Genomic DNA, 25,592 nt, shown 5'->3' with positions numbered 1-25,592 from the left:
TTGAATCAGAAAATCCCGTTTCTGAGTATTAGAAACGGGATTTTCCATTTCTGCTTTAATTATTGAGCGGAGTATCCGCCGTCGATGACAAGCTCGGCACCAGTTACGTATGAAGCTTCATCGGATGCTAGATAAAGCACGGCATTTGCAATATCCGCCGGCTGACCCAAACGTTGTAATGGAGTGGCCTTGATCATTTGGTTCACTAACTCTTTTGATTCTTCTGATTTTTGAGTCATCGGTGTTTCGATGATACCAGGGAATACGGCATTGACACGGACGCCCATGCGGCCATATTGCGTTGCGGCAGCCTTGGAAATAGCACGGACGGCACCTTTTGAAGCTGAATAAGAGTTTAAGCCCATTCCGATTTGAGCTGTAAAGGAAGAAATGTTTACAACTGCGCCTTTACCTTCTTTAGCCATGTGAGGAACAACGTGTTTCATTCCAAGGAATGGTCCAAATCCATTGATGCCTAACATTAGCTGCCAATCGGCCAATGTCGTATCGTTAATGCCTTTTTCCGTTGAGATACCGGCATTGTTTACCAAAATGTCGATTTGGCCAAATTTAGCGATAACTTCATCCGTCACCTTTTTCCAGCTTTCGTCTGAAGATACATCAAGTACAGTACCATGGACGTTATCGAGTTCATTCACGGCAGCTACAGCTTTTTCATTGATATCGGCAGCAATGACTTGTGCTCCTTCTTTTGTGAATAGGTCTACCATCTCCCTGCCCATACCAGATGCTCCGCCAGTGATAAATGCTACTTTATCAGTCAATCTTCCCATCATGATCACTCCTAATTAGTTGTTATAACGATGAATATATATTCAAGCATAGTTCAAAAGGTATATTATCAACGAGCAATACTAAAAACTCCTTCAAGAATCCGTCAGGTATTTTATTTTCCGGCTTGGGAAATGCCTTTTTCTTGCTGGATAAAAATGTACTTCCCATAACCCCTGCGGGTTGAAAGCGATATCAATCTTTCAATCTTCAAATTTTGATTCGTAAATGATCCAGATTTAAAATGGCTTTTACCCGTTCTATTTGAAACGTTCCACAAGTAATCTTGTAGTGGCATCTCTTGCATGTTGGGGAGCACCATATGTACAATTCTAGTGATTAAAATTAAATACTGCAATATTTTTGTACTTTGAATACAATTTTTTATAACGACATTCCAATTCTAACTTTTCAGAACTTTTATGTACATAGGAGGTCATCATTTTATGAATAACAGAGTATATCTTTCCTTGGCCATCCCGCTTACGATTTCGACGATGAGTACGCCCTTGCTCGGTGCGGTCGATACGGCTGTGGTTGGAAAGTTGAGTGATCCCGCTTATATTGGCGGGGTGGCTGTCGGAACCATAATTTTTAATACGATGTATTGGCTTTTTGGTTTTCTTCGGGTCAGTACATCTGCTTTCGCTGCACAAGCGGAAGGGGCAAGGGATGAAAAGCAAACCCTGATGGCCTTGATTCGGCCTTTTTTCATTGCAGCGATCATCGGTCTGCTCTTTATCGTGATCCAAAAGCCCATTTTGAATGTATCGTTAGGCGCAATCGGTCCGGAATCGGATGTTTCCGCCTTTGCCGCAGATTATTTCGGCATCAGGATATGGGGCGCGCCATTTGCTCTATTGAATTATGTCATCTTAGGCTGGTTAATGGGGAAATCGAGGATAAAAACGTCTTTGTTCATTCAAGTTTTCATGAACGTGATGAATATAATCTTATGCCTCGTTTTCGTTAATGTTTTTTCATGGTCTGTATCAGGGGTTGCTGCCGCTACACTGATATCAGAGATTTCCGCTTTTTTACTGGGCTTGTGGGTCATCCGGAAAGCGGTTAACGTACCGGATTCTTTTTCAATCCGGGAGGGGTTCGATCGGGCTTCCCTGAAAAAAATGATGGTGGTCAACAGGGATTTATTCATCAGGACCATTTGCCTGATCACGGTTTTCAATCTTTTTACGGCCAAGGGAGCGACTTTCGGGACAGAGACCCTGGCGGCCAATGCCGTACTCATTCAAATCCATTATCTGATGGCCTATTGCTTTGATGGCTTCGCGAACGCGTCAAGTCTTCTGGTCGGGAAGGCGATTGGTTCGAGAGATATAAACCTTTATAAAAAAACACTCTCACTCTCGGCGCGGTGGGGCTTGTATGCCTCAATCATACTTGCCGCATCTTACTATCTTTTCAGCGATGAGGTCATTCTCTTATTCACGGACATTCCCGGCGTCATCGAATTGGCCCATGAATATGGACTTTGGATAGTCCTATTCCCATTCAGTGCCTTTATCGGACTCATTTTTTATGGAGTGTTTACCGGTGCGACTGAAGCCGTTCCAGTAAGGAACTCGATGCTTCTGGCACTGATGGCTTTTTTAATAGTCCAATTCGCAGCAGTAAGCAATCATGGCAATCATGGTTTGTGGCTTGCATTCCTGGCTTTCAGTTTAGGACGTTCTTTGTTTTTAGCATTATATATCCCAAGACTGAACAGAAAAGTAACAGAGTTAATGAATGACGATAGTCTAATGAAATCATCCTCTTTTTAATAAAAGAGGGTGTTTTTTTATTTTTGTAAGGATTTTATCGGTAGTTTGATGTTAGCAATAATGCGGGAATACGAAGAATAGGTAGCAAGGCTTGGCGAATGTGGTAGTAAAAGTGATAAAATGAAAAATATATATAAAAGAGGAGTTGTCATATTTTGAGTGAATTGAATTGGCGAGAAGAAGTTGAAAAACGGAAAATGGACTTATTGCTGGACACACAAAACTTATTGAAAATAAAAAGTGTACTTGATGAAGAACATCCGACAGAGGAGGCCCCACTCGGTAAAGGGGTGAAGGAAGCGCTTGATTTCATGCTTCAATTAGGCGAAAAAGACGGTTTTACCGTGAAAAATGTCGATAATGTCGCTGGGCATATCGAAATGGGGGAAGGCGAGGAGTTAATCGGGATATTATGCCATGTCGACGTGGTACCTGAGGGAGATGGCTGGAGTTCGGATCCGTTTGGCGCTGAAATCCGCAATGGCCGCATATATGCCCGTGGGGCAATCGATGATAAAGGGCCGACGATGGCTGCCTATCATGCGATGAAGCTGGTCCGGGAGCTAGGAGAACCTTTGAACAAACGTGTGAGGATGATCATTGGAACCGATGAAGAATCGAACTGGCGCTGCGTTGACCGGTACTTTGAAGTGGAGGAAATGCCTTCGATCGGCTTCGCACCAGATGCTGACTTCCCGATCATCAGTGCGGAAAAAGGAATCTGGGATTTCTCGGTTATCCATCCTGCCGATGCAGGAAATGGCACGAACTCAGACGTGAATGTCATCGAGTTTTCTTCAGGCCGAAGGACGAATATGGTACCGGATTTTGCGACGGCTATCGTGGAAACGGACAAACCTGCTGAAGTGGCGGCAAACTATCAGGATTATTTGCAAAAGTACTCATTGGGGGGCCAAGCCGTTCCGCAAAAAAATCAAGTGCTGCTTGAAATGAATGGTGTCTCGGCACACGCGATGGAACCGAACAACGGAAAAAATGCAGGTCTGCATTTAGCCGTATTTTTAGCTGATCTCACTCTTGATCCGCATGCGAAAGCATACTTCACTTTCATCAAGGATCGTTTGTTCGAAGATTCCCGCGGAAATAATTTAGGTGTGGCTTATTCGGATGAGCAAACAGGAGAATTGACGATCAATGCCGGCGTTTTCAATTATTCTAAACAAGGCGACAGCTCGATCGGTTTCAGCATGCGTTATCCGGTCACGTTTGAGTGGGAACAGCAAAAGGCGGCGCTGGAAGAAAGGCTTGCGGCATATAATTTGAAAGTGAAGACCAATTCACATTCAACTCCCCATTATGTGGACAGTGAAAGCTTCTTGATCAAGACGTTGCAGGAAGTGTATGAAGCGGAGACAGGTGATAAAGCCGAGCTTCTTTCGATTGGCGGCGGAACATATGCCCGTTCATTGAAAGAAGGCGTTGCATTTGGCCCGCTTTTCCCTGGCAGCGAAGACATTGCGCATCAGAAAGATGAATATATTGATATTGAGGATATGCTTAAGGCTACGTCCATTTATGCACGTGCCATTCATGAATTGGCTAAATAAGAGGCAAAGAGGGAGAAAGACATGGGAAAAATCATTTTTAACGGCGACCTTAAAGGCAGGTCCGAAGTAAAGGTAGATATAGAAGACAGGGGATATCAATTCGGTGATGGCGTCTATGAAGTCATCCGGGTTTATAATGGCGAATTATTTACGGAGGATATGCATCTGAACCGGCTGATGGACAGTGCAAAGTTGATTCAGATGAAAGTTCCCTTTGCGATAGTGGAAATCAAAACCCGCATGAAAGAGCTGATCGCTGAAAATCAACTGAAGGACGGTATCGTCTATATGCAGCTGACAAGGGGAGTATCTGCGCGTACACACTCTTTTCCAACTGCAGAGGTGGAACCGGTCTTTGTCGCCTATACAAAGGAAATGCCTTATACAGGCAAAATGAAGCCAGGGGTCAATGCTGTTACCACCGAAGATATACGCTGGCTGCGCTGTAATATCAAGAGTTTAAATCTACTGGGAAATATAATGGCTAAACAGCAAGCGATGGAAGCCGGCTGTGATGAAGCGATCCAGCATCGTGATGGTACGGTGACGGAGGGTAGTTCGTCAAATGTATCAATCGTGGTGGATGGGCAACTTAAAACGCATCCGGCCACAAACTTGATCCTGAATGGAATTACCCGTCAGGTGATGCTGAAGCTTTGCGCTGATCATGGGATTCCCTATGTCGAAGAAGCCTTTACGGTCGAGGACATGATGGCAGCCGATGAAGTTCTTTATACAAGCACTAGCGTCGAAGTGACACCAATTATAAATATCGATGGCCAATCGATTGCAGCCGGGGAACCCGGTCCGATAACTCAAAGACTGCAGAAACTGTTTTCCGAGGAAATCGAGAAGCAATGCGGTTCCATTAAATAGCGTAACGCCCCTTTGCCACTAATGGCAAGGGGTTTTTTTATCTGTTAACCGGAAGCGAGATGGCCTTCCCCGAATCCCCGATCACGTTAATTACATCGATATGCAATCCTCCCTTTTTGTTTTGACATTTTCAAGAACCAGGAATATACTTGCTAATAACCTAAAAAGTTTACCTGTCGCAACAATTTAAGTTGCGTATAAAAAGGAGTTGACATAGATATGTCCGATGTGTTGCATCAATCTTCTTCGAGAGGAATAAAAAAACTGCTTCCCTATCTAGGGCCTGCCTTCATAGCAGCTGTTGCCTATATTGATCCAGGGAATTATGCGACCAATATTACAGCCGGATCTAAATATGGCTATACGTTATTATGGGTTATCTTCGCCTCCAATTTAATGGCTGTGCTAATCCAATCTCTATCAGCTAAGTTGGGGATAGCCACCGGAAAGAACCTTCCGGAGCTATGCAGGGAAAAATTTTCGAAAAAAACATCTTTCTTATTATGGATTCAGGCTGAAGCCGTTATAATGGCAACCGACCTGGCTGAATTCATAGGAGCCGCACTTGGGATTTATTTATTATTTGACTTACCGTTAATCACATCGGCAATCATTGCAGCGATTGGTTCCTTTGCCATTCTAGAAATCCAGCGCAGGGGTTATCGAGCATTCGAAGCCCTGATTACGGTCATGATATTTGTCGTTGTGATAGCTTTTGGCGCTCAAGTTTTTTATGCAAAACCTGACACGTCGGCCGTTGTTTTAGGACTATTCACTCCAAAATTCGAGGGAGTGGACAGCATTTTACTATCGGCAGGTATGCTTGGAGCCACCGTTATGCCACATGCGATATACCTTCATTCCTCTTTGACTCAAAGAAGGATTGTCGGAGTGAACGATATGGAAAGAAAAAGGATTTATCGTTTTGAGCTAATTGACATTGTCATCGCCATGTTGATTGCAGGTGCGATCAATGCCGCCATGGTCATCGTTTCAGCTGCCCTATTTCATAAGAATGGAGCACTAGTGGAGGACTTGGATGTTGCCTATCAACAATTCGGGGCCATGCTTGGACCATCAGTCGCGATGTTCTTCGGAATAGGATTATTATTTGCCGGTTTATCGAGCTCATCCGTTGGTGTAATGACAGGTGATGTTGTCATGCAAGGATTCATTAAAAGACATATTCCGATTTATTTAAGAAGGGTCATTACTACCGTCCCGCCCCTGCTCATAATATTATGGGGAGTGAATCCATCCAAAGCGCTTGTGATGAGCCAAATTGTACTCTCGTTTGGCATCGCGTTTGCCTTAGTGCCATTGATCATGTTTACAAGCAATAAAAAAATCATGGGCAGCCTGGTCAACCATAAAATCACCTCGAGCATCGCTTGGCTTATAGCTGTACTTATCATTGGGCTGAACTTGTTCCTGCTTTACGAAACACTGTTCAGCTAACATGGGAATGGCAGGGAAGGACCGATTTTTGGTCCTTTAGATTGAAACTCGATAATAATTGAGTCAGGTTTTTAAAATTTGACCGTTGATTTCCCCTCCAGGCACTCGCTTTCCGCGGGCGGTCCGGGAGTCTACTCGGTGCCTATGCACCTGCGGGGTCTCCCTTGGACGCGCTTTCCCCGCAGGAGTCTCGAACACCCGCTCCAATCAACTTTGGATAGTACTCCTTTTGCCTCCAGTATTCAGGACCGATTTTTGGTCCTTTTTTGCTGTTTTTTTCGTTAATCTACCCAGCCTGAAAAATACATTCCGGACCTGCGCATGATCCGTCAGGGGCTTTGTTCATAGGATGGTAGATTAGCGATATTCCTGAGGAGGGAGTATGTATTAGGAAGCCCAGGAAAAGGTATAGGCAATGGGAATTATGGTAAAATTAAAGGGAAAACAGGAAGGAATGGAAATGAACATGAATACTCATTTTTTCTTTGCTTTAGTATTGCCTGATGATATTAAGGCCTATTTAAATGCTGTTACGGAACAACTAAAGCCAGACTTTCCATTTAAGAAATGGCTGCATCCAGCCGATTATCATATTACGATGGCATTTTTGGGCAATGCTCCCGATACATTGAAAGAAGATGCTTTGGGGCGTGTGGGAAGCGAGCTTGCCAATGAGGCCTCATTCGGCTTGGAACTGGGCGATATCGGCGGTTTCGGCAAGAGTGATAGTCCAAGGATTCTATGGGCAGGCGTCAAGCAGCAAGAAAGGCTTTTTGCCATTCAAAGGAAAGTCTATAGTTCCTGTATCGAGGCGGGTTTTGAACTTGATAAAAAGCCGTTTAAGCCTCATATTACACTGGCAAGAAAATTCGAGGGGGATAATCCCTTTTCGCTGGAGGGCGTTCGCCAGATGGCGAATGTGCAGGATAAGCATTTTGAAGCAGACCAGGTTGCGTTATATCAAACACATCTTGGAGCTTCCCCTTCATACGAGAAGATTTTCACGATAAACCTCCAAAAATAGAGAGATGGGTGGTGGTCGCATGGCACAGCTCATAAAGATGCAAGATTATATTTCCCGGTATGAGCAGGATATTTATCGTTATCCTACACAATTTGCGCGGTTGAAAAAACAGCAATGGGATAAATTGAAGGCTGCTTATAATGCGGGCGAGCTAGATCGGTTGTATAGTGAACATACTGAAAGTGAAACACAGGTCAAATTTGATCCTCCTCAGGAAGATTCGAAGCGCCTGTTTAAAAGGGTGAAAGGCATATTCCTCCGGACAGGTAAACAGGAGTCAGGGGCGGAAGAACTGCCGATGCCGAACCGGATTGAAGATCCTAATGTTTTTTCATTAAGGTTTCCGTTCCGGCCGGCCAGTCTCGATGAATTAAAGCAAAATTTTTTAAATCAATTGCTTCGTTTTCAAATGAAATGGGGGAGTTCGACGCTTCGTGAAAAGTCATTTGTGGACCAATCATTCTTTTTGGATGAGAGGCTCCGTTTTTTTCTGCAGCGTTTTCCGGATACGTTTCTCGTATTATATAAACCTATCTTTCTTTTGAAAAATGCGCCTGTTGAGGTCGAAGTCATTTTATTGACCCCAGTTGATGCATGGTGCATCACGTTTCTTGAAGCGGAAGAAGACGCTGCTTTCATCGGGTCAAGTGAACGATTCTGGGTCCGCAGGCATCATAAGCATCCTGATAAAAAGGTGCTCAATCCTTTGCTTGGTGCAAATCGGATGACGAACATCGTCTCCCGGTTATTTGAGCTATATGGAGTGAACATGCCGATTAAAAAGGTGATTTTATCCCGGAATGGATATGTCGATTATCCCGAAGCCCCTTATGATATTACGATATTGGATAAACGGACCTTCCCGGAATGGTTCGAAAGGATGCGGGCCATATCGTCTCCGCTCAAGGCACAGCAGTTAAAAGGGGCACAGGCTTTGCTTGAACATTGCCAAACTACATCCAGCCTGCGACCTGAATGGGAAGCGGAGTATAACCAAATGGATGGAAATCAGCATGCCGCACCTTAAAGAAACGGTGTATTTCATTGTCAATCCAATGGCAGGAAATGGAGAGAGTTTGAAGGTTTGGAAAAAAGCCGAGAAAATACTGCAATCAAAAGCTGTTCCCCATGAGGTGTTTTTTACACGGGAAAAAGGGCATGCGCTAAGAATGACGAAGGAGATCCTATCAGGGACGAAGCAGGATACCCGGATGATCGCTGTCGGGGGTGATGGCACGATCAATGAAATGATAAATGGCGCCATTGGTTTCCCACACGCTATCATCGGTTCCCTTGCGGCTGGATCCGGCAATGATTATGTAAGGGGCATTCAAAAAACCGAGAGTGTGGAAGAAGCACTTTCTTTATTTCAGGAGAATGCCTTTAGTGCCATTGATATTGGACAGTTCGAGACGAATGGCAAGATGGGGTATTTCGTGAACAGCCTGGGAATGGGCATTGATGCTGAAATTTCCGATGAAGCGGACCGTTCCCCTCTGAAAAAATGGTTTAATTTTATCAGAGCGGGTAAATTAATTTATCTGCTCATTTTTATAAAAAAGATAGTGACTTACAAGCCCGGCTGCATGGAATTGATCATTGATGGTGACCGGCATTTTTTGAAAAAGGTTTGGTTCATCGTTATTGCGAACCAGTCCTATTTTGGCGGCGGGATGAAAATTTCACCGATGTCGAAGGTGGATGATGGCAGTTTGAACGTGATTGCGGTCCATGATATTCCTTTGTTGAAATTATTGACCGTCTTCATCACCGTTTTATGGGGCGGTCACCTGAACATTAAAAATGTTGATTCTTTTTCCGGTAAAAAGATAAAAATGAAGAATGAAGGGTCAGTGAAAATCCAGTCTGATGGGGAAATTGTTGGTAGGAACGAAGTAGCTGCAGTGGTTCTGAAAGAGAAATTGCGCGTCATGTTACAGGCTGATAACCGATACAAAAATATGAAATGATTTATTTGTTTTTGTTTTATGCGTATAATCGTTTTATAGTACTTGACGAAGAAACCGTTTTTCAACTAAAATTTAATTTATGGCTATTGTTTAATTGCTCAATAGCTATTTTTTTATTTCTCTAAAATGAGGATGTTTTTAATTGCGGGTATCATCCCGATGCAAGTATATATGCAGCTTCGCCAGCAGGCGATTTTTTATAAAACATGGACTCAAAGTAGTGGTAATACATACACTAGGTGAACGTACCCACATTTGTATGATTAAGCGAGGAAATCGAAGGTGAACCAGTTGGAACATTTATTAGGTCAGGAGTGGGATATATCCCCTGCTGGAGGAGCTACGGGAGAAGCCTTTATTGCCGAGAAAGAGGGGCAGAAACTCTTCCTTAAACGAAATTCATCGCCATTTTTAGCTGTTCTTTCAGCTGAGGGCATTGTTCCAAAGTTAATGTGGACAAAACGTCTGGAAAATGGGGATGTAATTACGGCCCAGCATTGGATGGAAGGCAGGGAGCTATCTCAGCAGGAAATGAACAATATAAGAGTCGCAAAGCTGCTTCAAAAAATTCATCAATCCGATCCTTTGTTAAGCATGCTCAAAAGGCTTGGGAAATCCCCTTTACGACCTGAAAGTATACTTACAGACATAGAAACCGGGTTATCTTCGGATGTTACGGACATTCCGATTATCAAACAGGCCATCCATTTTTTACAGAACAATCTCCTGTTGATTGAATGCGACGAAAAAGTCGTCTGTCATTGTGATGTGAACCACAATAATTGGCTCATGACAGAAACGGACGGATTGTTCCTGATTGATTGGGACGGAGCGGTCATAGGCGATCCGGCCATTGACCTCGGCATACTCCTTTATTCATATGTCCCGAGGGAAGAATGGAATCAATGGCTTGCCCGTTACGGCAAGAAGCTTGACGCAGGCCTGGAGATGAGGATGAAATGGCACACGGTTTCACAACTTGTGCTTTCCATCCAATGGCATCATCGCAGGAAGCGGTACGAGGAAAGAAATGAATTACTGCAAAAACTGGAAGCTTTATTGATGGTCAGCTGATCAGAATTGATCTATATCATCCACCCACTGGGACAGGTCGTTCTGGTGGGTTGAAATATGTGCATCTAAATCGGCGGTACCGATGCCCGTCTGACTGTATTCGTAAATCTCCGTCAGTATCGTTTTCACATTGCTGTCAATTTCCATATTGATCATTAAGGATTTGACGAGCCTTTCAACCTGTTCACATTCAGAAACGGATCCGCAGCAGTCTGTTTGATGGTTGGTCAATATATCTTTCAATAGTGACATTTGGTGTTCATGGGAAAGCGGCATATAATGCCTCTCCTTTCTTAAACATGGATTCAAGGGATTCCCAGGTGGTGCCCGCCTGCCCTTCACTTATTTATGGTGTGTTTTGCTGAAAGTTTTATACATGAAAACTACAGTGACTGTCGCCTGGATGGCCGGCAGTTTTTTTATTTGACCAGTGGGTGTTTCCTAAAAAAATCAACTTGCAGGAATCCATACACTCGTGTTATGGTTTGAACGATTATATTATAAATAGGGGTGTCATCATGCGTTTAAGAAATAAACCTTGGGCTGAAGACCGTTTGAATGATTTTCCACAATATGTAATTCAGCAGCCAGTGAGCCATAAAGGTAAATGGCATGAAGTTTTCGGAAACGATAATCCGTTATATATTGAAGTGGGTACGGGAAAAGGCCGTTTCATCACAGAAATGGCAAAGGCCCATCCTGATGTGAATTTCATTGGAATTGAAGTATATGGAAGCGTCATTGTCGCTGCATTGGACTTGCTGATTGAAGCGGATGTTCCAAATTTAAAGCTGTTGAATGTTGACGCAGCGAACTTAGGGGACTATTTTGCAAAAGGTGACGTGGATCGCGTCTACTTGAATTTCTCTGATCCATGGCCGAAATCACGTCATGCAAAACGCCGGTTAACATATAAGACCTTCCTCGAAGTATATGAAGGCATCCTGCCAGACAAAGGCGAGATTCACTTCAAGACGGATAATCAAGGGTTATTCGAATCTTCCTTGAAAAGTATTTCCGAATACGGCATGCTCTTGAAATTTGTAAGCCTTGATTTGCATAACAGCAGTTTTGAAGGCAACATCATGACTGAATATGAAGAAAAGTTCTCGAGTAAAGGCAATCGGATATACCGATTGGAAGCAATGTTCCAATAATCAACGATCAGAAACCAGGTGCACAGCATCTGGTTTTTTTGTTTGTTTATGATTGACGGGGATGACTTGATTGTTATCAATTTCAATATATGGAAGCGGGTGTTAAACTAAAGGCAGAGGAGGGGTAAAATGGAAACGATGCAAATAGGGGAAATAAAATTAACATGGTTAAATGGCGGTGTGACACACTTGGATGGCGGTGCGATGTTCGGTGTTGTACCGAAACCGCTTTGGTCCAAGAAGTATCCCGTTAACGAAAATAACCAAATCGAGTTACGTACGGATCCGATTTTGGTCCAGGCTAATGGATTGAATATGCTTATAGATTCCGGCATTGGCAATGGAAAGATGAATGACAAGCAGAAACGGAATTTTGGGGTGACGGAGGAATCCAATCTTGTCGAAGATCTTGGCAGACTTGGGATTCAGCCAAATGATATCGATTACATTTTAATGACCCATCTGCATTTCGATCATGCCTGCGGGTTGACGAAACGTGAAGGTGAAACTTGGGTGCCTGTTTTCGAGCGTGCAGAAATCATTACGACCAAAACGGAATGGGCGGAAATGAAAAACCCGAATATTCGTTCAAAAAGTACATATTGGTCAGAAAACTGGGAGGCTGTCGCTTCTCTTGTACGTCCTTTTGAAGTGGAACAGGAAATTGCGGCCGGCATTAAAATGATCCATACCGGGGGGCATAGTGATGGACATGCGATCATCATCATAGAAGATGGCGGGGATAGATTGATCCACATGGCAGATATCATGCCGACGCACGCGCATGCGAATGTCCTCTGGGTCCTCGCTTATGATGATTATCCCATGACTTCCATCGAGGCGAAGGAAAAGTGGATGAAATCCGGACTGGAAAATGGTTCCTGGTATAGCTTTTACCATGATGCCCAATACTGTGCCATCAAATGGGATGCAACGGGTAAGGAGATACTAGCCGAATTGAAACGGAAGCGTTAAAAGGAAAGCAAAAGGAGGACGTCATCTGACAGCCCTCCTTTTTTTGTTTCAATCATTTTGAGCATTAAGCTCCAATATCGTTCCTGTCGAAGCATCTGCAACAAATTCGAATTGCTCGCGTTTCCCTTCTGTATTTCTGGTGATCCCGCCTTTGTACACTTCATAGTCCAAATCGTTTTTTGTATAGTTCTCCGGCTTCATCAAGATCCATGAGCCATATATATTTCCGTCCTTTTTGACTGTTTCCTTCACTTGGGCCAAGACTTTATCGGGAGAAGGTTTACTTGATTGATCCAATAATTGTTTTGCTGCATAGCCAGCAGCAAACCCGGCTGCAGTACCTAGTAAAAACGTTTTCCAATTCATTGATTTCTCCTCCATTGCATTTTATAAAATCACTTCTTCTAGTATACAGAAGAACGCTTTATTTGACTAATAATTTGAAATTTTACCCATAAACTGATAAATTAGAACTTTCTAGTGTAACATGATGCTAAGTTTTGTAAAATAGAAAGAAACAATACATAGTTAGGGGTAGAAAAATGAATCATGAGACTTTGGAGCTTTTTAAAACATTGACGGAATTACCGGGAGCCTCGGGAAATGAACATGCAGTTCGGAGTTTCATGAAGAGTGAGTTGCAAAAGTATTCGGACGAAATCGTCCAAGATCGCCTCGGCGGAATATTTGGCGTAAAAAGAGGCAATGAGGATGGGCCGACCGTCCTGGTTGCCGGGCACATGGATGAAGTGGGATTCATGGTCACATCCGTAACAGAAAATGGAATGATTCGCTTTCAGACCCTAGGAGGCTGGTGGAGCCAAGTGCTTTTGGCCCAAAGAGTCGAGATCATAACCGATAACGGTCCGGTCATTGGTGTCATCGGTTCGATTCCGCCCCATTTGCTTGATGAGTCGCAACGCTCAAAACCAATGGATATCAAAAATATGCTGATTGATATTGGGGCGGATGATAGGGAAGATGTGAAGAGAATCGGTATTAAGCCCGGTCAGCAGATTGTACCGATTTGTCCATTCACGCCGATGGCCAATGAGAAGAAAATCCTCGCAAAAGCGTGGGATAATCGTTATGGCTGCGGACTTGCGATTGAATTGTTAAAAGATTTAAAAGGTGAAACGCTGCCGAATGTCTTATATTCCGGGGCAACCGTCCAGGAGGAAGTGGGATTACGGGGTGCGCAAACTGCAGCTCATATGATCAAACCGGATCTTTTCTTTGCTTTGGATGCAAGTCCGGCGAACGATATGTCCGGCAGTAAAAGTGAATTTGGCCAGTTGGGAAAAGGGGCACTGCTCCGCATTTTTGATCGTTCGATGGTTACGCATCGCGGCATGAGGGAATTCATCCTTGATACGGCCGAATCGAATGAGATTCCGTATCAATATTTCGTTTCCCAGGGCGGCACGGATGCAGGGCGAGTCCATATTGCAAACGAAGGCATTCCAAGCGGGGTGATTGGCATTTGTTCCCGCTATATTCATACACATGCATCCATGATTCATATTGATGATTATGCCGCTGCCCGTGAACTGATAGGGAAATTGGTTCGTTCCTGTGATAAAACGACATTCGAAACCTTGATAAAAAACGCTTGATGGAGAAAGCTGAAATGGAAAGGGATGCAGTCATGTATCCTTTTCCATCAGCTTTTTTTACATAGAAGGAAGGTAATTATATTGAAAATAGCAGTAGGCAGTAAGAATCCAGCGAAAGTAAGTGCCGTGCTTGGTGTATATGAAGATGCTGAAATCATTTCGCTTCAAGTGGAGAGCGGGGTTCCGGAACAGCCTTTTTCAGATGAGGAAACGATGGAGGGGGCCATGACACGTGCCCGGAATTGCTTGATTCACAGTGATGCCGATATGGGTATCGGACTTGAAGGCGGTGTCGTGAAAATGGGACAAGCCCTGTTTCTGTGTAATTGGGGTGCAATGGCCACGAGGGGCGGTGAGGTTTTTGTAGCTGCCGGAGCGAGAATCCCGGTTCCGGGAATCGTTGCCGGGAAGGTGCTGGACGGTGAAGAGTTGGGACCGGTGATGGACGCCTTCACAAAGCAAGAGAATATTAGCAAAAAGGAAGGGGCGATCGGCGTATTTACAAATGAGCGAATCACGAGGGGAGAAATGTTCCTTCATATCATGAGGATGCTAGCCGGTCAACACGAATATAAGCTGAAAATGAGAAAGCACGATTTATGAATCACTGTCATGGAAAGGCGTCTTTGAATGGAAACGAACTCTGCCAAAACTGAGCAGAATAAGACAGGGTTTTATTGAGCGGTCTTGGTACTATAGTGACAAGGGGTGAGCGAATATGGGGTGGGCAGAGTCAATCCAAAAGGCCATCGACTATATCGAAGAGCACTTATTGGAGGACCTTACGATCGAGAGCATTTCCAGGCAGGCGAATGCTTCGGCTTTTCATTTTCAACGGACCTTCACCATTTTAACGGATATTTCCATTGGTGAATATATCCGGCGCCGAAGACTGACTTTAGCTGCCCAGGAGATATCATCCACAAATGGCAAGGTCATTGATTTAGCCTACAAATACGGCTATGACACCCCCGAGGCCTTCTCAAAAGCTTTTCGAAGGCAGCATGGGGTATCTCCAAGCGAAGCGCGAAAGTATATGGGGAAGCTGAAATTCTATGATCGCCTGATGATACAGGTCATTCTGAAAGGGGCAAAACCGATGAAATACAATATCCTTGAAAGGGATTCCTTTCAATTGATAGGAATCAAGCAAGAGTTTTCCTTGGTTAATGAAGAGAATTTGATTGGGATTCCAAAGTTGTGGGAGAAAGTCAATTCGAATGGAACAGGAGATAGGTTAGCGAAGTTGAACAATGGCCAAATAAATGGTTTGCTTGGTGTATGTGTCGATAAGCGTAATGTGGAAAAAAGTGAAACGATGGATTATTGGATAGGTGCAGAGTATGCCGGGAAAGTGCCTGAAGAGTTTTCGACCCTTACGATACCGGCTTCCAAGTGGGTTGTATTTGAAGTTCACGGACCTATGCCTGATAGCATGCAACAAGCTTGGAAGCGGATTTTTTCCGAATGGTTCCCTACGAGCGGTCATGAACATGCCGGAACTCCTGAATTGGAAGTATACGACAATGCGGATGCTTCAAACCCTGACTATTACTCCGAAATTTGGATTCCGATTAAAAAGGGATAGTATTCAACCATCAAAATCATTCGTTATTCGCTTGCAGGGGGTTAGGCATCTAATTTGCCCCTGCAAGCTTTTTTATTTGTAAATATGAATGATCAGCCCTTCATTTTTGTGCTGGTTAAGGGCAGGGAGATTTACAGCCCGTCTTCAAAAATATAGGAAAGCACCTTCATGGCTTGGTTTACGGATTCGACCGTGACACTCGCCTTTTCCGATAATTCCTTTAAGGCATGGTGATGGGTTTCCGGGCGAATCAAAATAAGCGGTTTTCCCAGGGAAATGGCGGTGCTTGCATCCATGGCAGTATTCCACTGCTTATATTTCTCGCCAAACAGAGCGACGACAAGATCGGCTTTTTTCATCAAAAGACCTGTCCGCAAATTATTGATTTGGGAAGCGGCTGCATCCTTCAGGATAGGATTCGGCTGTTCCCCGAGGACATCTTCACCGATATTATCGGAGCGTTCATGATTTTCCATCGGGCCGACGAATTCTAATGGAAGCTTCAGTGCAGCGGCCTTATCTCTCAACTCACTTCTCCAATTTGAATGGATTTCCCCAGCAAGATAAACGGTTAACTTCATTGTTTTCCTCCTCGATATTAAAATTGCTTTCATTGTACCATGTTTTTTAGAAAATGGATGAATTCCATAAATAAGGATAATATTATCCATAAGATAGTAAAAGAGACGGCTGGAGGAATGACGATGGCTATATCGAATAAGAATTTCCTTGTTATCCTGTTGATAAGCAGTTTGATCGTAGGCTGCTCAGGGATCGAGAGACAAACCGAAAAGGCAATGAAGGCTGCTGAAGTGGCTTTTCGTGACGATGAAAAACAGCCCAATCAAGAGGCAGGGCTAATTCAGGTCCATCTGCCCAAGGATTTTAAAGTAGTGGAAGAACATGATAATAACTTGATTTTACAAAAAGGTGATCAGATTTATATATTATTTGTCAATCCAAATGAAAAAGAAGACAGTTCCGTGTTATATTTGGCGATTAAGGAACAAGAGGATCAATTTGAAGTGCTGCATTCTTTTCAAACTGATGATAAATTCGGCTTTATTTCAATTAAAGAAATACCGAAAGAAAAGTATGAGCTTGCAGTGGGGATCGGCGGGGTGAAACTGACAACGGAAACGGATAAAGACCAATTAAAAACCGATGCAAAACAAATGATGGAAATCGTTTCATCCGTGCCCCAGAGATAAGCTGACCCCTGCCTTTCAACCGATCCGTATTAATGGTTGATTCGGGGAGAGTCTGGTATGATGGGATTATAAAAAATTAAGGTGTCATTTAGAGCAGGAGGAATATACAAATGGAAAAATTACAAACCGTCGAGCAATATGATGCATTGAAAAATGAAGGCAAACATATCTTTCTTTTTTCCGCTACATGGTGTGGAGATTGCCGTGTAATCGAACCGATAATGCCGGAGATAGAAACGAAATTTCCTGATTTTACATTCATTTATGTGGACCGTGATGAATTCATCGATGTGTGTGCGGCTAATGATGTATTCGGTATACCAAGTTTCATCGCCTATGATAATGGTAAAGAGCTAGGCAGATTCGTGAGCAAGGATCGCAAAACGCAAGAACAAATTGAGGAATTCATTCAATCACTATAATCAAAATCCCCTTCTCGCTGGGGATTTTTCAATGAAGAGGAGGGTCAGTCATGAAAATGGACAGCACGAAGCTGAAAAATATTTTGAAGGAACGTTTAAAAGATGAGGGTCGGACATTCAAATTCGATAGCAAGCAAGATACGTTACGGGTGGAAAATGTGAAGACCGGGAAAGGGATCACCATCGAGTTGCCTCCTGTACTTGCTAACTATGAAAACGTACAGGAAAAGGCCATCGATGAAATTATTTATTACGTGGAAGAGGCCCTGAATGTGATGGGGGGAGAACACAGCATGGAAGGCAAGGAGAAATTCATTTTCCCAGTCATCCGCTCGACCTCCTTTCCAATGGAATCGGAAGACGGAAATCCGTTTTTATTCGATGAGCATACAGCTGAAACCCGGATTTTTTATGCCCTTGATTTAGGTAAAACCTACCGTCTTATAGATGAAAAGATGATTCAACGGGAAAACTGGCAGGGTGACAGGATCCGTGAAATTGCCCTATTTAATGTCCGTTCGCTCTCCACTGAAATGAAGTCGGATATCGTTGCAGGTAATGCATTTTATTTTTTGAACACGAATGATGGATATGATGCCAGCAGGATCCTGAATGAATCATGGCTTCGGGAAATGAAGGACAAGGTCGAGGGAACCATGGCTGTGGCCATTCCCCATCAGGATGTCATCATCATTGCCGATGTGAAGAATGATACGGGCTATGATATTCTGGCGCAAATGGCGATGAGCTTCTTTGCCAGCGGTCATGTTCCGATTACGGCTCTATCATTCCTTTACGAAGAAAATGAGTTGGAGCCCATCTTCATTATGGGTAAAAACAAAAAGCGTGAACAATAATATAGGGAATCACAAAAGGACCGTGTCAGCATCTGGCAGCGGTCCTTTTAAAGTTTGATAGAGTTTATAACTCTCTTGTAGTTGATATTTATTTTTTAATCGGTGATAATATAATTGAAATATTTTGAAAAAAATGGATAAAACATTCGATGTTCAGTGCGAACTTACATATGTGCCCGATTATCCTCCGCTATACAATGACCCTGAACTGACTGAATTCGTGAAAAATAGCCTGGAAAGCATGAATGACAAAGAAATTAAGAAGGTAGTCGAATTTCCGGTTTTTTCAGGTTCAGAAGATTTTTCGTATTATGCAGAAAAGATACCAGGCTGCTTCTTTTACATTGGCTGTAAACCGAAAGGGGTGGAGAAGGCATATTTCAATCACCATCCTACATTCGACATTGATGAAGATGCCCTTTTGATCGCTTCCAAATCAGTGGCCCAGGTTGTTTGCCGTTTTTATGAATGGAACTAGTCCTTTGGTCTTCGTTTGCAAAAAAAACGGAGAAACCCACAAAACACCGTTCGGTATAAACGAACGGTGTTTTATGGGTTGCGACAGGCAATAGGATTCTGCCGGAGGTTTCATGAAGGATGATGCAATGAATTGGCCAGTCTGTTTTCAAGTCAGCATGAAAACTTAATCTCTTTGTAAACGCGATTTAACAGCTGTGTTTTATTTAAATAGTAGACTAGGGGCTAATGTTATTTCGTGATGATAGGTTTAAACCCATTGTAGAAGGGGTTTAATAGGGTAGGAGTTCTGCGAAATACGTTAAGGTAGCAAGAATGCGATAAAAAAGTAGATACTAATCCTAATTTAGCTTAAATTTTCTCGATATTTTTAAAATAACTGGTAGAATTAGTTACATAACTACAGATGTAGAAAGAGTGATAGTTTTGAAATGGCTAAATAAGATGAAAAAATGGTTCCAAGCAGAGGAAATTATTGAAATCGAAGAGATTATTATAGATGAACCGCTTGATGAAGAGACATTGAGGAAAATGGATTTTTCGAAGCTTACGAAGTCAAAGAAAGAAGAAATAAAGGTTTACAATCAAAAAGTGGAAAAAATGTCCCAGACACCAGACCCGGATACGAAAATCCTGTTTCAATATCCAAAAGGCCAGTTCAAGTTTCCGCTCATTCCAGACCGGGAGCAGAATAAAAGAAAACCTAGGGAAAGAAATAGGGAAGACAACGAACCCAAACAGGGGAAAAATGTGACTAAAGAAACAACGAGAAGGCCTGTAAGGGATCCTGAACCAAAACGGAGAAGCATTGACCGGGAGGAAAATTCAAAAATAGTCCCGTCAAATACTCCATTCCGCCCAACGGAAATCCCATCACCCATTTACGGGTTCCGTCGTCCGGAAAAAAAAATAGTCCCTTCTGAAGAAATTGTCGAATATGAATTGGAAAGCAAAATGCCCATCTTTAAAAAAGAAGTACCCGCTATCGAGATTCCGGTATCGATCCCTGAAATCTCAAAAGATGCGTCACATGAGGAAATGACGGCAGAACCCGCCGTTCTTATACCGGAACAAGCGGAAAAAAAAAGGGAAGATACGGAGATACCCGCTTTCTTTCGTAGAAATTCCATTGAGTCATTGCCAGAAGAAACGGTAAGCGAGCCTAACATAATTGAGCCTGAGGTAGAAATAGAGGCTATTGAACAGGACCAAGTTGATTTTGGACGCGAAGTCGCCGTATCCATCATGGAACAGGCGGACGACACACGGCCTGAAGCGATATCCGTTCATGGGGAGGCTGCTGTACAATTAAATCAACCATCCGTAAGTCAAGGAACAATGCCTGAAAGTGACTCATCTGAGGCAATACCTGAAATGCAGCCTAAAAGTCCGAAAAAACATATTCCATTTAATGTGATGATGCTTAAGCAAGATCGGGAAAAAAATGGCTTCATGAATAAAATGATGCCGGAAAAAAAAAGCCTTAATCCGGAAAGGGCAGTAGTCTCATCTGATAAACGAGCAATGGATGATGCTGCCCAATCGGAGGAGGGACAAGCGGAACCATCCGCCATTCCCGAACGGAAACCGGAGGCAGGCAGAGTTATGCCGAAAGAGGAGACTCGGGACATTGCACCTGCCTTTATGGACACCGAAACCGCCGGCGAGCCTGAAAATACAGTTGAATCTATTATTGGTTCCGATCCTAAGCCCCTTCTAGTACAGGAATCCCCCATTTCTGGAGATGGGTATCAAGAGGCAGTTTTAACAGAGACAGCGGAAAGTGGCCAGGGCAATGGCCTTGAAGTTTTTGGTTCCGTGGAAGCGGATGATAATCCATACTATGTGTTTCCGAATATCGAATTGCTGACACCTCCCACTTATGCTGTGCATGATGATGAGTGGCTCGGGGAACAGACTGTATTACTTGATCAGACATTGAAAAATTTCAATGTCCGTGCAAAGGTCGTCAATGTCACCCAAGGACCGGCAGTCACTCGTTTCGAGGTGCATCCGGAGCCGGGAGTGAAGGTGAATAAAGTGACGAACCTGATGGATGACATCAAATTAAGCCTTGCTGCCCAGGATATGAGGATGGAAGCGCCCATTCCGGGTAAACATACAATCGGCATCGAGATTCCGAACAGGAAAAGCAAACCGGTATTTTTGCGTGAGGTTTTGGAAAGTACTGAGTTTCAAGAGCATGAATCACCGCTTGCCGTGGCTTTAGGCCTCGATATATCCGGTCAGCCGATCATCACGGATTTGAGAAAGATGCCGCATGGTTTGATAGCCGGGCAAACGGGATCGGGGAAAAGTGTCTGTATCAACACCATGCTGGTCAGCTTGCTGTATAAAGCGACGCCGCAGGAGCTGAAATTACTGTTGATCGATCCGAAAATGGTCGAGCTCGCCCCATATAACCGGATCCCGCATTTGGTCAGTCCAGTCATAACCGATGTAAAAGCCGCTACGGCTGCGTTGAAATGGGCTGTAGAGGAGATGGAACGGCGTTATGAATTGTTTGTACATGCCGGTGTACGTGATATCACCCGCTTTAATGAACAAGCGGAAAAAGCCGGTCAATATTCAAGCAAGCTGCCTTATATCCTGGTGATCATCGATGAGCTTGCGGATCTAATGATGATGTCCCCGGCTGATGTAGAGGAAGCGATTTGCCGGATTGCTCAAAAGGCACGTGCCTGCGGCATCCATTTGATTGTAGCCACTCAAAGACCTTCAGTCGATGTCATAACTGGATTGATCAAGGCAAATATCCCGACAAGGATTGCTTTTTCGGTTTCTTCACAAGTGGACTCCCGTACAATCATCGATAGCGGCGGTGCAGAAAAACTTTTGGGAAGAGGAGATATGTTATTCGCTGAAAACGGCTCTTCAAAAACGGTGCGCCTGCAAGGGACTTTCGTGAGTGATGAAGAGATTGATCAAGTGGTCAACCATGTTAAACGGGAGCAGCAGCCGAAATACCTGTTTGAACAGGAAGACTTGCTGAACAGGGCCCAGGTCACGGAAGAAGCGGATGAACTGTTTTTCGAGGCATGTGAATTTGTCGTGAGCCAGCAGGCAGCATCTGCATCGAGCGTCCAACGGCGTTTCCGTGTCGGATATAACCGTGCATCGCGTCTAATAGAAATGATGGAGCAACAGGGGGTCGTTTCCGAATCCAGGGGCTCAAGGCCCAGGGATGTATTGATTACGCAAGAAGAGCTGGAATTTTTACATGTTAATTAAGAGAACCTTATAAAAGGAAATTGTATATAATGTGAAAGGGTGAAAACCCTTTTTTATCACCTTAATTGAGGGAAAAGCCAATGATTTGATAAATTGGCATCCCCCTGACATGGATGAATGAATAAAAAAGTGATATAATAGTTTTTTGTTGATGAATGACTGAAAATAAAAGTTCGAAAACCTATGAAGAAATTGCGTTACTAACAAGTCTCGTAATGGAAAAACAAATAAAAGATGACGTCATATACTGTCATACAGGTAGACGATTGGTGGAGGTTCGCTTTATGACTGCTTACCATTTTGTGGGAATTAAAGGGTCGGGTATGAGTGCTCTTGCACAAATACTGCATGATATGAATATTGAAGTGCAGGGTTCCGATTACGAAAAAGAATTTTTTACACAATTGGCATTAGAAAAAGCCGGGATTAAAATCCTTCCTTTCAACGAGGAAAATATTCAACCTGGAATGACCATCATTGCAGGAAATGCGTTTCCGGATAGTCATCCGGAAATCTTGAAGGCAAAAGAACTTGATTTGCCGATTATCCGTTATCACCGTTTCCTAGGTGATTTCATGAAAAACTTCATCAGCGTGGCGGTTACGGGAGCGCATGGTAAAACATCGACGACCGGCTTACTTGCCCATGTAATGGGGGGCGCTAAACCAACATCCTTCCTGATTGGGGATGGAACGGGTAAAGGAATCGTGAATTCTGATTACTTCGTATTCGAAGCATGTGAATATCGCCGTCATTTCCTTTCCTATTATCCGGATTATGCAATCATGACGAATATCGATTTTGATCATCCTGATTATTACGCCAATGTCGAAGACGTGTTCGAGGCTTTCCAAACGATGGCCCTTCAAGTCAACAAAGGCATCATTGCGTGCGGGGATGATGAGCATTTACCACATATTCAGGCGAAAGTACCGGTTATTTTTTACGGATTTGCAGAAGGAAATGATTTTCAAGCGAAAAATGTTTCCGTCACTCCGGATGGCACGACTTTTGATGTGCATGTAAGGAACAATTACTATGATACATTCACTATTCCTACTTTTGGAAAGCATAATGTGTTGAATGCACTTGGTGTCATTGCACTTTGTAAATATGAAAACTTGGATACGGAAGCTGTGAAAGCCCAATTGCGGACTTTTGGCGGAGTTAAACGCCGGTTCTCCGAAAAGGAAATCGGAAGTCAGATCATCATTGATGATTATGCACACCATCCGACCGAGATCTCTGCAACTGTGGACTCGGCGCGTCAGAAATATCCAGAGCGTGAAGTTGTTGCTGTATTCCAGCCGCATACTTTCTCGAGAACGCAGGCATTCCTGGATGAATTCGCCGACAGCTTGAATTTGGCCGACAAAGTATACTTATGTGAAATTTTTGGATCTGCTCGTGAACATCAAGGAAAGTTATCGATTGAAGACCTTCAAGATAAGATTCCAGGTGCCGAACTGATTACGGAGAACACAACATCTATATTGCAAAACCATGATAACAGTGTCGTGTTATTCATGGGTGCGGGGGACATTCAAAAATTCCAAGCAGCCTATGAGCATTCACTGCAGGTAAAATAAAAAAAAACGACCATCCGTTATAGCGGATCGGTCGTTTTTTTATTGGGTTATTTTAAATTTTCCGGATTTAAATTTTCCAGTTCCGGTAAAACGAAGCGTCCGTCCTTACGTATCAAGACGTCATCAAAATGGATTTCCCCGCCGCCATATTCAGGCCGCTGGATATTGACCAGGTCCCAGTGAATGTCTGAATGGTTTCCGTTAAAGGCATCATCATAGCATTGTCCTGGAGTGAAATGAAAACTTCCATCAATTTTTTCATCAAAGAGGATATCTTGCATCGGGTGTAGAATATAAGGATTTACACCAATTGCAAATTCACCGACATATCGTGCGCCTTCATCAGTATCAAAAATTTTGTTGATGCGTTCCGTATCATTCGCAACCGCTTCAACGATTTTTCCATCCTTGAATGTCAACTTCACGTTTTCAAAAGTAAAACCCTGATATGGGGAAGGAGTATTATACGAAATCACTCCATTGATGGAATCTTTAACTGGAGCCGTATATACTTCACCGTCAGGAATGTTCAGCTCACCCGCACATTTGATGGCTTTAATGTCTTTGATGGAGAAGGTTAGATCCGTACCGGGCCCAGTTAAGCGGACCTTATCCGTTTTATCCATCAATTCAACAAGGTTGTCCATTGCTGCGCTCATTTTGCCATAGTCGAGGTTGCAGACTTCGAAATAAAAGTCTTCGAATGCTTCTGTGCTCATTTTGGCTAATTGGGCCATGGAATTTGTCGGGTAGCGAAGTACGACCCATTTTGTTTTTGGCACGCGGATATTTCTATGTACTTTACCGACTGTCTGTCCATGAATCGCCATCTTCTCTGAAGGGACATCGGATTGTTCATTGATATTATCCCCGGCACGAAGCCCGATATAAGCATCCATCTGCTTCATTACGTTGGCTTCAAACTCACCCATCATCTTGTACTGTTCTTCTTTGGCACCCATCAGCAAGGCACGATCGACTTGGTGATCCTTTAACAGGACGAATGGGTAACCACCTGCTGCATAGGCTTCATTCACAAGTGCGTTAACAAGTTCACGCTGCAATCCAAAGTTTTCGATCAAGATTTTTTCACCTTTTTGAAGCTTCACGGAATAATTGATTAAGTTTTTGGCCAATGTACCAATTCTGGGATCTTTCATAAAAAATACCTCCATTGTTTAAATTCGACTTATCTTTTCTATCATACCCGATTTCCAGCCATAAGTGTCACCCGTGAATTTCACGGAGGAACTGGATGCAGACAACAATATTTCCAGATTAGGGTTTGATAGGGTATATTGAAAAAATAAATAAGTTTATAATGATAGGGAAGGGGTAATTAATATCTAACAGCTATTAAATAAGTCGATTTTTTTCGGAGGTGTTCCAATGGAGATTATTTTATACGTAAGTGCTGCTGTTGCAGCGATAGCTTTTTTGGTACTCGTTATTTTTCTAACGAAGGTACTGACATCACTTCAAACTACCCTGGACAGTGTGGCCCGGACGCTGACAGGACTAGAGAGCCAAATGCAGGGCATAACGCTCGAAACTACTCAGTTATTACATAAAACGAATACGTTGGCTGAAGATTTGCAGCAAAAGTCAGAAAACCTGAACACGGTGGTGGATGCGGTGAAGGATGTAGGTACATCCATCTCCAGCTTTAATTCTTCCATCCAAAAGGTTTCCCATAAAGTGCAGGCTGAGATTGATAATAATCAAGAAAGAATCTCACAAATTGTACAATGGAGCAATGTAGCCATGGAGATCAGGGACAAATGGAAGTCCAGAAGCAAACAGGCAGCCCCGACCCCGACTGAAAGGGCAGAGTTAGAAAGGGAAGCGCTGGAGACAGATAACTTACCTAAAAAAAGGTTTTTACGTTCTAGATCATAAAAT

General features: G+C 43.3%; 25 protein-coding genes. 20 read left to right on the top strand and 5 right to left on the bottom strand.

The window, feature by feature from the left end:
• Nucleotides 1–59: 59 nt before the first annotated feature.
• A complete protein-coding gene (locus tag AC2YHV_RS06405; protein ID WP_487372831.1) occupies nt 60–794 on the bottom strand; it encodes an SDR family NAD(P)-dependent oxidoreductase in 735 nt (244 codons plus the stop codon).
• Nucleotides 795–1,238: 444 nt separating this feature from the next.
• On the opposite strand from AC2YHV_RS06405, the gene AC2YHV_RS06400 reads away from it, so the two are divergent.
• From AC2YHV_RS06400 to AC2YHV_RS06365, 8 genes are all read left to right on the top strand, one after another.
• Nucleotides 1,239–2,576: an MATE family efflux transporter gene (locus tag AC2YHV_RS06400; protein WP_487372830.1), complete on the top strand. Its 1,338-nt coding sequence runs from the start codon at nt 1,239–1,241 to the stop codon at nt 2,574–2,576.
• A gap of 155 nt (nt 2,577–2,731) precedes the next feature.
• Nucleotides 2,732–4,144 (top strand): dipeptidase PepV, encoded by a 1,413-nt coding sequence (gene pepV, locus AC2YHV_RS06395; RefSeq protein WP_063575465.1) that lies wholly within the window; start codon nt 2,732–2,734, stop codon nt 4,142–4,144.
• Between the two features lie 21 nt (nt 4,145–4,165).
• Nucleotides 4,166–5,020 (top strand): D-amino-acid transaminase, encoded by an 855-nt coding sequence (dat, locus tag AC2YHV_RS06390; RefSeq protein WP_487372829.1) that lies wholly within the window; start codon nt 4,166–4,168, stop codon nt 5,018–5,020.
• Nucleotides 5,021–5,239: 219 nt separating this feature from the next.
• On the top strand, nt 5,240–6,478 hold the full coding sequence (locus tag AC2YHV_RS06385; RefSeq protein ID WP_487372828.1) for an Nramp family divalent metal transporter: 1,239 nt from the start codon (nt 5,240–5,242) through the stop codon (nt 6,476–6,478).
• Between the two features lie 460 nt (nt 6,479–6,938).
• Entirely contained in the window at nt 6,939–7,502 is a 564-nt protein-coding gene (thpR, locus tag AC2YHV_RS06380; RefSeq protein ID WP_487372827.1) for an RNA 2',3'-cyclic phosphodiesterase, read from the top strand.
• A 19-nt stretch (nt 7,503–7,521) separates the two neighbouring features.
• Complete coding sequence (locus AC2YHV_RS06375) at nt 7,522–8,529, top strand: NERD domain-containing protein (protein WP_487372826.1); 1,008 nt, start codon at nt 7,522–7,524, stop codon at nt 8,527–8,529.
• Nucleotides 8,504–9,472 (top strand): diacylglycerol/lipid kinase family protein, encoded by a 969-nt coding sequence (locus AC2YHV_RS06370; RefSeq protein ID WP_487372825.1) that lies wholly within the window; start codon nt 8,504–8,506, stop codon nt 9,470–9,472. The genes AC2YHV_RS06375 and AC2YHV_RS06370 overlap by 26 nt, the downstream gene beginning before the upstream one ends.
• 291 nt (nt 9,473–9,763) lie before the next feature.
• The gene (locus tag AC2YHV_RS06365; RefSeq protein WP_034311469.1) at nt 9,764–10,546 is read left to right on the top strand and encodes a phosphotransferase family protein; all 783 of its coding nucleotides are present in this window, start codon (nt 9,764–9,766) and stop codon (nt 10,544–10,546) included.
• On the opposite strand, the gene AC2YHV_RS06360 is transcribed toward AC2YHV_RS06365, so the two are convergent.
• On the bottom strand, nt 10,547–10,822 hold the full coding sequence (locus tag AC2YHV_RS06360; RefSeq protein ID WP_034309293.1) for a YtzH-like family protein: 276 nt from the start codon (nt 10,820–10,822) through the stop codon (nt 10,547–10,549).
• A gap of 242 nt (nt 10,823–11,064) precedes the next feature.
• Between AC2YHV_RS06360 and trmB the strand changes: the two genes are divergently transcribed.
• Both trmB and AC2YHV_RS06350 read left to right on the top strand, forming a co-directional pair.
• Complete coding sequence (gene trmB / locus AC2YHV_RS06355; RefSeq protein WP_034309290.1) at nt 11,065–11,703, top strand: tRNA (guanosine(46)-N7)-methyltransferase TrmB; 639 nt, start codon at nt 11,065–11,067, stop codon at nt 11,701–11,703.
• 129 nt (nt 11,704–11,832) lie between these two features.
• Nucleotides 11,833–12,678 carry a YtnP family quorum-quenching lactonase gene (locus AC2YHV_RS06350; RefSeq protein WP_487372824.1) on the top strand — a complete coding sequence of 282 codons (846 nt, stop codon included), beginning with the start codon at nt 11,833–11,835 and terminating at the stop codon, nt 12,676–12,678.
• A gap of 48 nt (nt 12,679–12,726) precedes the next feature.
• Here AC2YHV_RS06350 and AC2YHV_RS06345 read toward each other — a convergent pair whose 3' ends face one another.
• Nucleotides 12,727–13,044: a PepSY domain-containing protein gene (locus AC2YHV_RS06345; RefSeq protein WP_034309283.1), complete on the bottom strand. Its 318-nt coding sequence runs from the start codon at nt 13,042–13,044 to the stop codon at nt 12,727–12,729.
• Nucleotides 13,045–13,220: 176 nt separating this feature from the next.
• On the opposite strand from AC2YHV_RS06345, the gene AC2YHV_RS06340 reads away from it, so the two are divergent.
• From AC2YHV_RS06340 to AC2YHV_RS06330, 3 genes are all read left to right on the top strand, one after another.
• Entirely contained in the window at nt 13,221–14,294 is a 1,074-nt protein-coding gene (locus AC2YHV_RS06340; protein WP_487372823.1) for a M42 family metallopeptidase, read from the top strand.
• A gap of 81 nt (nt 14,295–14,375) precedes the next feature.
• Nucleotides 14,376–14,897 (top strand): DUF84 family protein, encoded by a 522-nt coding sequence (locus AC2YHV_RS06335; protein ID WP_098864022.1) that lies wholly within the window; start codon nt 14,376–14,378, stop codon nt 14,895–14,897.
• A 115-nt stretch (nt 14,898–15,012) separates the two neighbouring features.
• Entirely contained in the window at nt 15,013–15,882 is an 870-nt protein-coding gene (locus AC2YHV_RS06330) for an AraC family transcriptional regulator (protein WP_427524202.1), read from the top strand.
• Nucleotides 15,883–16,013: 131 nt separating this feature from the next.
• Here the strand turns inward: AC2YHV_RS06330 and AC2YHV_RS06325 are convergent, their stop codons facing one another.
• Nucleotides 16,014–16,463 (bottom strand): YtoQ family protein, encoded by a 450-nt coding sequence (locus tag AC2YHV_RS06325; protein WP_048682245.1) that lies wholly within the window; start codon nt 16,461–16,463, stop codon nt 16,014–16,016.
• A gap of 123 nt (nt 16,464–16,586) precedes the next feature.
• On the opposite strand from AC2YHV_RS06325, the gene AC2YHV_RS06320 reads away from it, so the two are divergent.
• From AC2YHV_RS06320 to murC, 6 genes are all read left to right on the top strand, one after another.
• A complete protein-coding gene (locus AC2YHV_RS06320; RefSeq protein ID WP_145504565.1) occupies nt 16,587–17,093 on the top strand; it encodes a hypothetical protein in 507 nt (168 codons plus the stop codon).
• A 110-nt stretch (nt 17,094–17,203) separates the two neighbouring features.
• The gene (locus tag AC2YHV_RS06315) at nt 17,204–17,515 is read left to right on the top strand and encodes a thioredoxin family protein (RefSeq protein ID WP_034309264.1); all 312 of its coding nucleotides are present in this window, start codon (nt 17,204–17,206) and stop codon (nt 17,513–17,515) included.
• A gap of 50 nt (nt 17,516–17,565) precedes the next feature.
• Nucleotides 17,566–18,372, top strand: a complete 807-nt coding sequence (locus tag AC2YHV_RS06310) for a DUF1444 domain-containing protein (protein ID WP_487372822.1) — start codon at nt 17,566–17,568, stop codon at nt 18,370–18,372.
• A gap of 133 nt (nt 18,373–18,505) precedes the next feature.
• Nucleotides 18,506–18,850: a M20/M25/M40 family metallo-hydrolase gene (locus AC2YHV_RS06305; protein WP_487372979.1), complete on the top strand. Its 345-nt coding sequence runs from the start codon at nt 18,506–18,508 to the stop codon at nt 18,848–18,850.
• Between the two features lie 425 nt (nt 18,851–19,275).
• Nucleotides 19,276–22,101 (top strand): DNA translocase FtsK, encoded by a 2,826-nt coding sequence (locus AC2YHV_RS06300; RefSeq protein ID WP_487372821.1) that lies wholly within the window; start codon nt 19,276–19,278, stop codon nt 22,099–22,101.
• A gap of 284 nt (nt 22,102–22,385) precedes the next feature.
• A complete protein-coding gene (gene murC, locus AC2YHV_RS06295; protein ID WP_034309255.1) occupies nt 22,386–23,690 on the top strand; it encodes a UDP-N-acetylmuramate--L-alanine ligase in 1,305 nt (434 codons plus the stop codon).
• Nucleotides 23,691–23,737: 47 nt separating this feature from the next.
• Here the strand turns inward: murC and AC2YHV_RS06290 are convergent, their stop codons facing one another.
• On the bottom strand, nt 23,738–24,850 hold the full coding sequence (locus tag AC2YHV_RS06290) for an aminopeptidase (RefSeq protein ID WP_057276734.1): 1,113 nt from the start codon (nt 24,848–24,850) through the stop codon (nt 23,738–23,740).
• A 229-nt stretch (nt 24,851–25,079) separates the two neighbouring features.
• Between AC2YHV_RS06290 and AC2YHV_RS06285 the strand changes: the two genes are divergently transcribed.
• The gene (locus AC2YHV_RS06285) at nt 25,080–25,589 is read left to right on the top strand and encodes a DUF948 domain-containing protein (protein ID WP_034309251.1); all 510 of its coding nucleotides are present in this window, start codon (nt 25,080–25,082) and stop codon (nt 25,587–25,589) included.
• Nucleotides 25,590–25,592: the final 3 nt, after the last annotated feature.

Source organism: Peribacillus sp. SRI_006 (assembly GCF_057586375.1).
This window is presented reverse-complemented; position numbering and strand designations above follow the sequence as displayed.

Coding starts and splice junctions, on each gene's coding strand:
- AC2YHV_RS06405 (WP_487372831.1), bottom strand. CDS start 794: ATGGGAAGATTGACTGATAAAGTAGCATTTATCACTGGCGGAGCATCT.
- AC2YHV_RS06400 (WP_487372830.1), top strand. CDS start 1,239: ATGAATAACAGAGTATATCTTTCCTTGGCCATCCCGCTTACGATTTCG.
- dat (WP_487372829.1), top strand. CDS start 4,166: ATGGGAAAAATCATTTTTAACGGCGACCTTAAAGGCAGGTCCGAAGTA.
- AC2YHV_RS06385 (WP_487372828.1), top strand. CDS start 5,240: ATGTCCGATGTGTTGCATCAATCTTCTTCGAGAGGAATAAAAAAACTG.
- thpR (WP_487372827.1), top strand. CDS start 6,939: ATGAACATGAATACTCATTTTTTCTTTGCTTTAGTATTGCCTGATGAT.
- AC2YHV_RS06375 (WP_487372826.1), top strand. CDS start 7,522: ATGGCACAGCTCATAAAGATGCAAGATTATATTTCCCGGTATGAGCAG.
- AC2YHV_RS06370 (WP_487372825.1), top strand. CDS start 8,504: ATGGAAATCAGCATGCCGCACCTTAAAGAAACGGTGTATTTCATTGTC.
- AC2YHV_RS06360 (WP_034309293.1), bottom strand. CDS start 10,822: ATGCCGCTTTCCCATGAACACCAAATGTCACTATTGAAAGATATATTG.
- trmB (WP_034309290.1), top strand. CDS start 11,065: ATGCGTTTAAGAAATAAACCTTGGGCTGAAGACCGTTTGAATGATTTT.
- AC2YHV_RS06350 (WP_487372824.1), top strand. CDS start 11,833: ATGGAAACGATGCAAATAGGGGAAATAAAATTAACATGGTTAAATGGC.
- AC2YHV_RS06345 (WP_034309283.1), bottom strand. CDS start 13,044: ATGAATTGGAAAACGTTTTTACTAGGTACTGCAGCCGGGTTTGCTGCT.
- AC2YHV_RS06340 (WP_487372823.1), top strand. CDS start 13,221: ATGAATCATGAGACTTTGGAGCTTTTTAAAACATTGACGGAATTACCG.
- AC2YHV_RS06330 (WP_427524202.1), top strand. CDS start 15,013: ATGGGGTGGGCAGAGTCAATCCAAAAGGCCATCGACTATATCGAAGAG.
- AC2YHV_RS06325 (WP_048682245.1), bottom strand. CDS start 16,463: ATGAAGTTAACCGTTTATCTTGCTGGGGAAATCCATTCAAATTGGAGA.
- AC2YHV_RS06320 (WP_145504565.1), top strand. CDS start 16,587: ATGGCTATATCGAATAAGAATTTCCTTGTTATCCTGTTGATAAGCAGT.
- AC2YHV_RS06315 (WP_034309264.1), top strand. CDS start 17,204: ATGGAAAAATTACAAACCGTCGAGCAATATGATGCATTGAAAAATGAA.
- AC2YHV_RS06310 (WP_487372822.1), top strand. CDS start 17,566: ATGAAAATGGACAGCACGAAGCTGAAAAATATTTTGAAGGAACGTTTA.
- AC2YHV_RS06305 (WP_487372979.1), top strand. CDS start 18,506: ATGGATAAAACATTCGATGTTCAGTGCGAACTTACATATGTGCCCGAT.
- murC (WP_034309255.1), top strand. CDS start 22,386: ATGACTGCTTACCATTTTGTGGGAATTAAAGGGTCGGGTATGAGTGCT.
- AC2YHV_RS06290 (WP_057276734.1), bottom strand. CDS start 24,850: ATGAAAGATCCCAGAATTGGTACATTGGCCAAAAACTTAATCAATTAT.
- AC2YHV_RS06285 (WP_034309251.1), top strand. CDS start 25,080: ATGGAGATTATTTTATACGTAAGTGCTGCTGTTGCAGCGATAGCTTTT.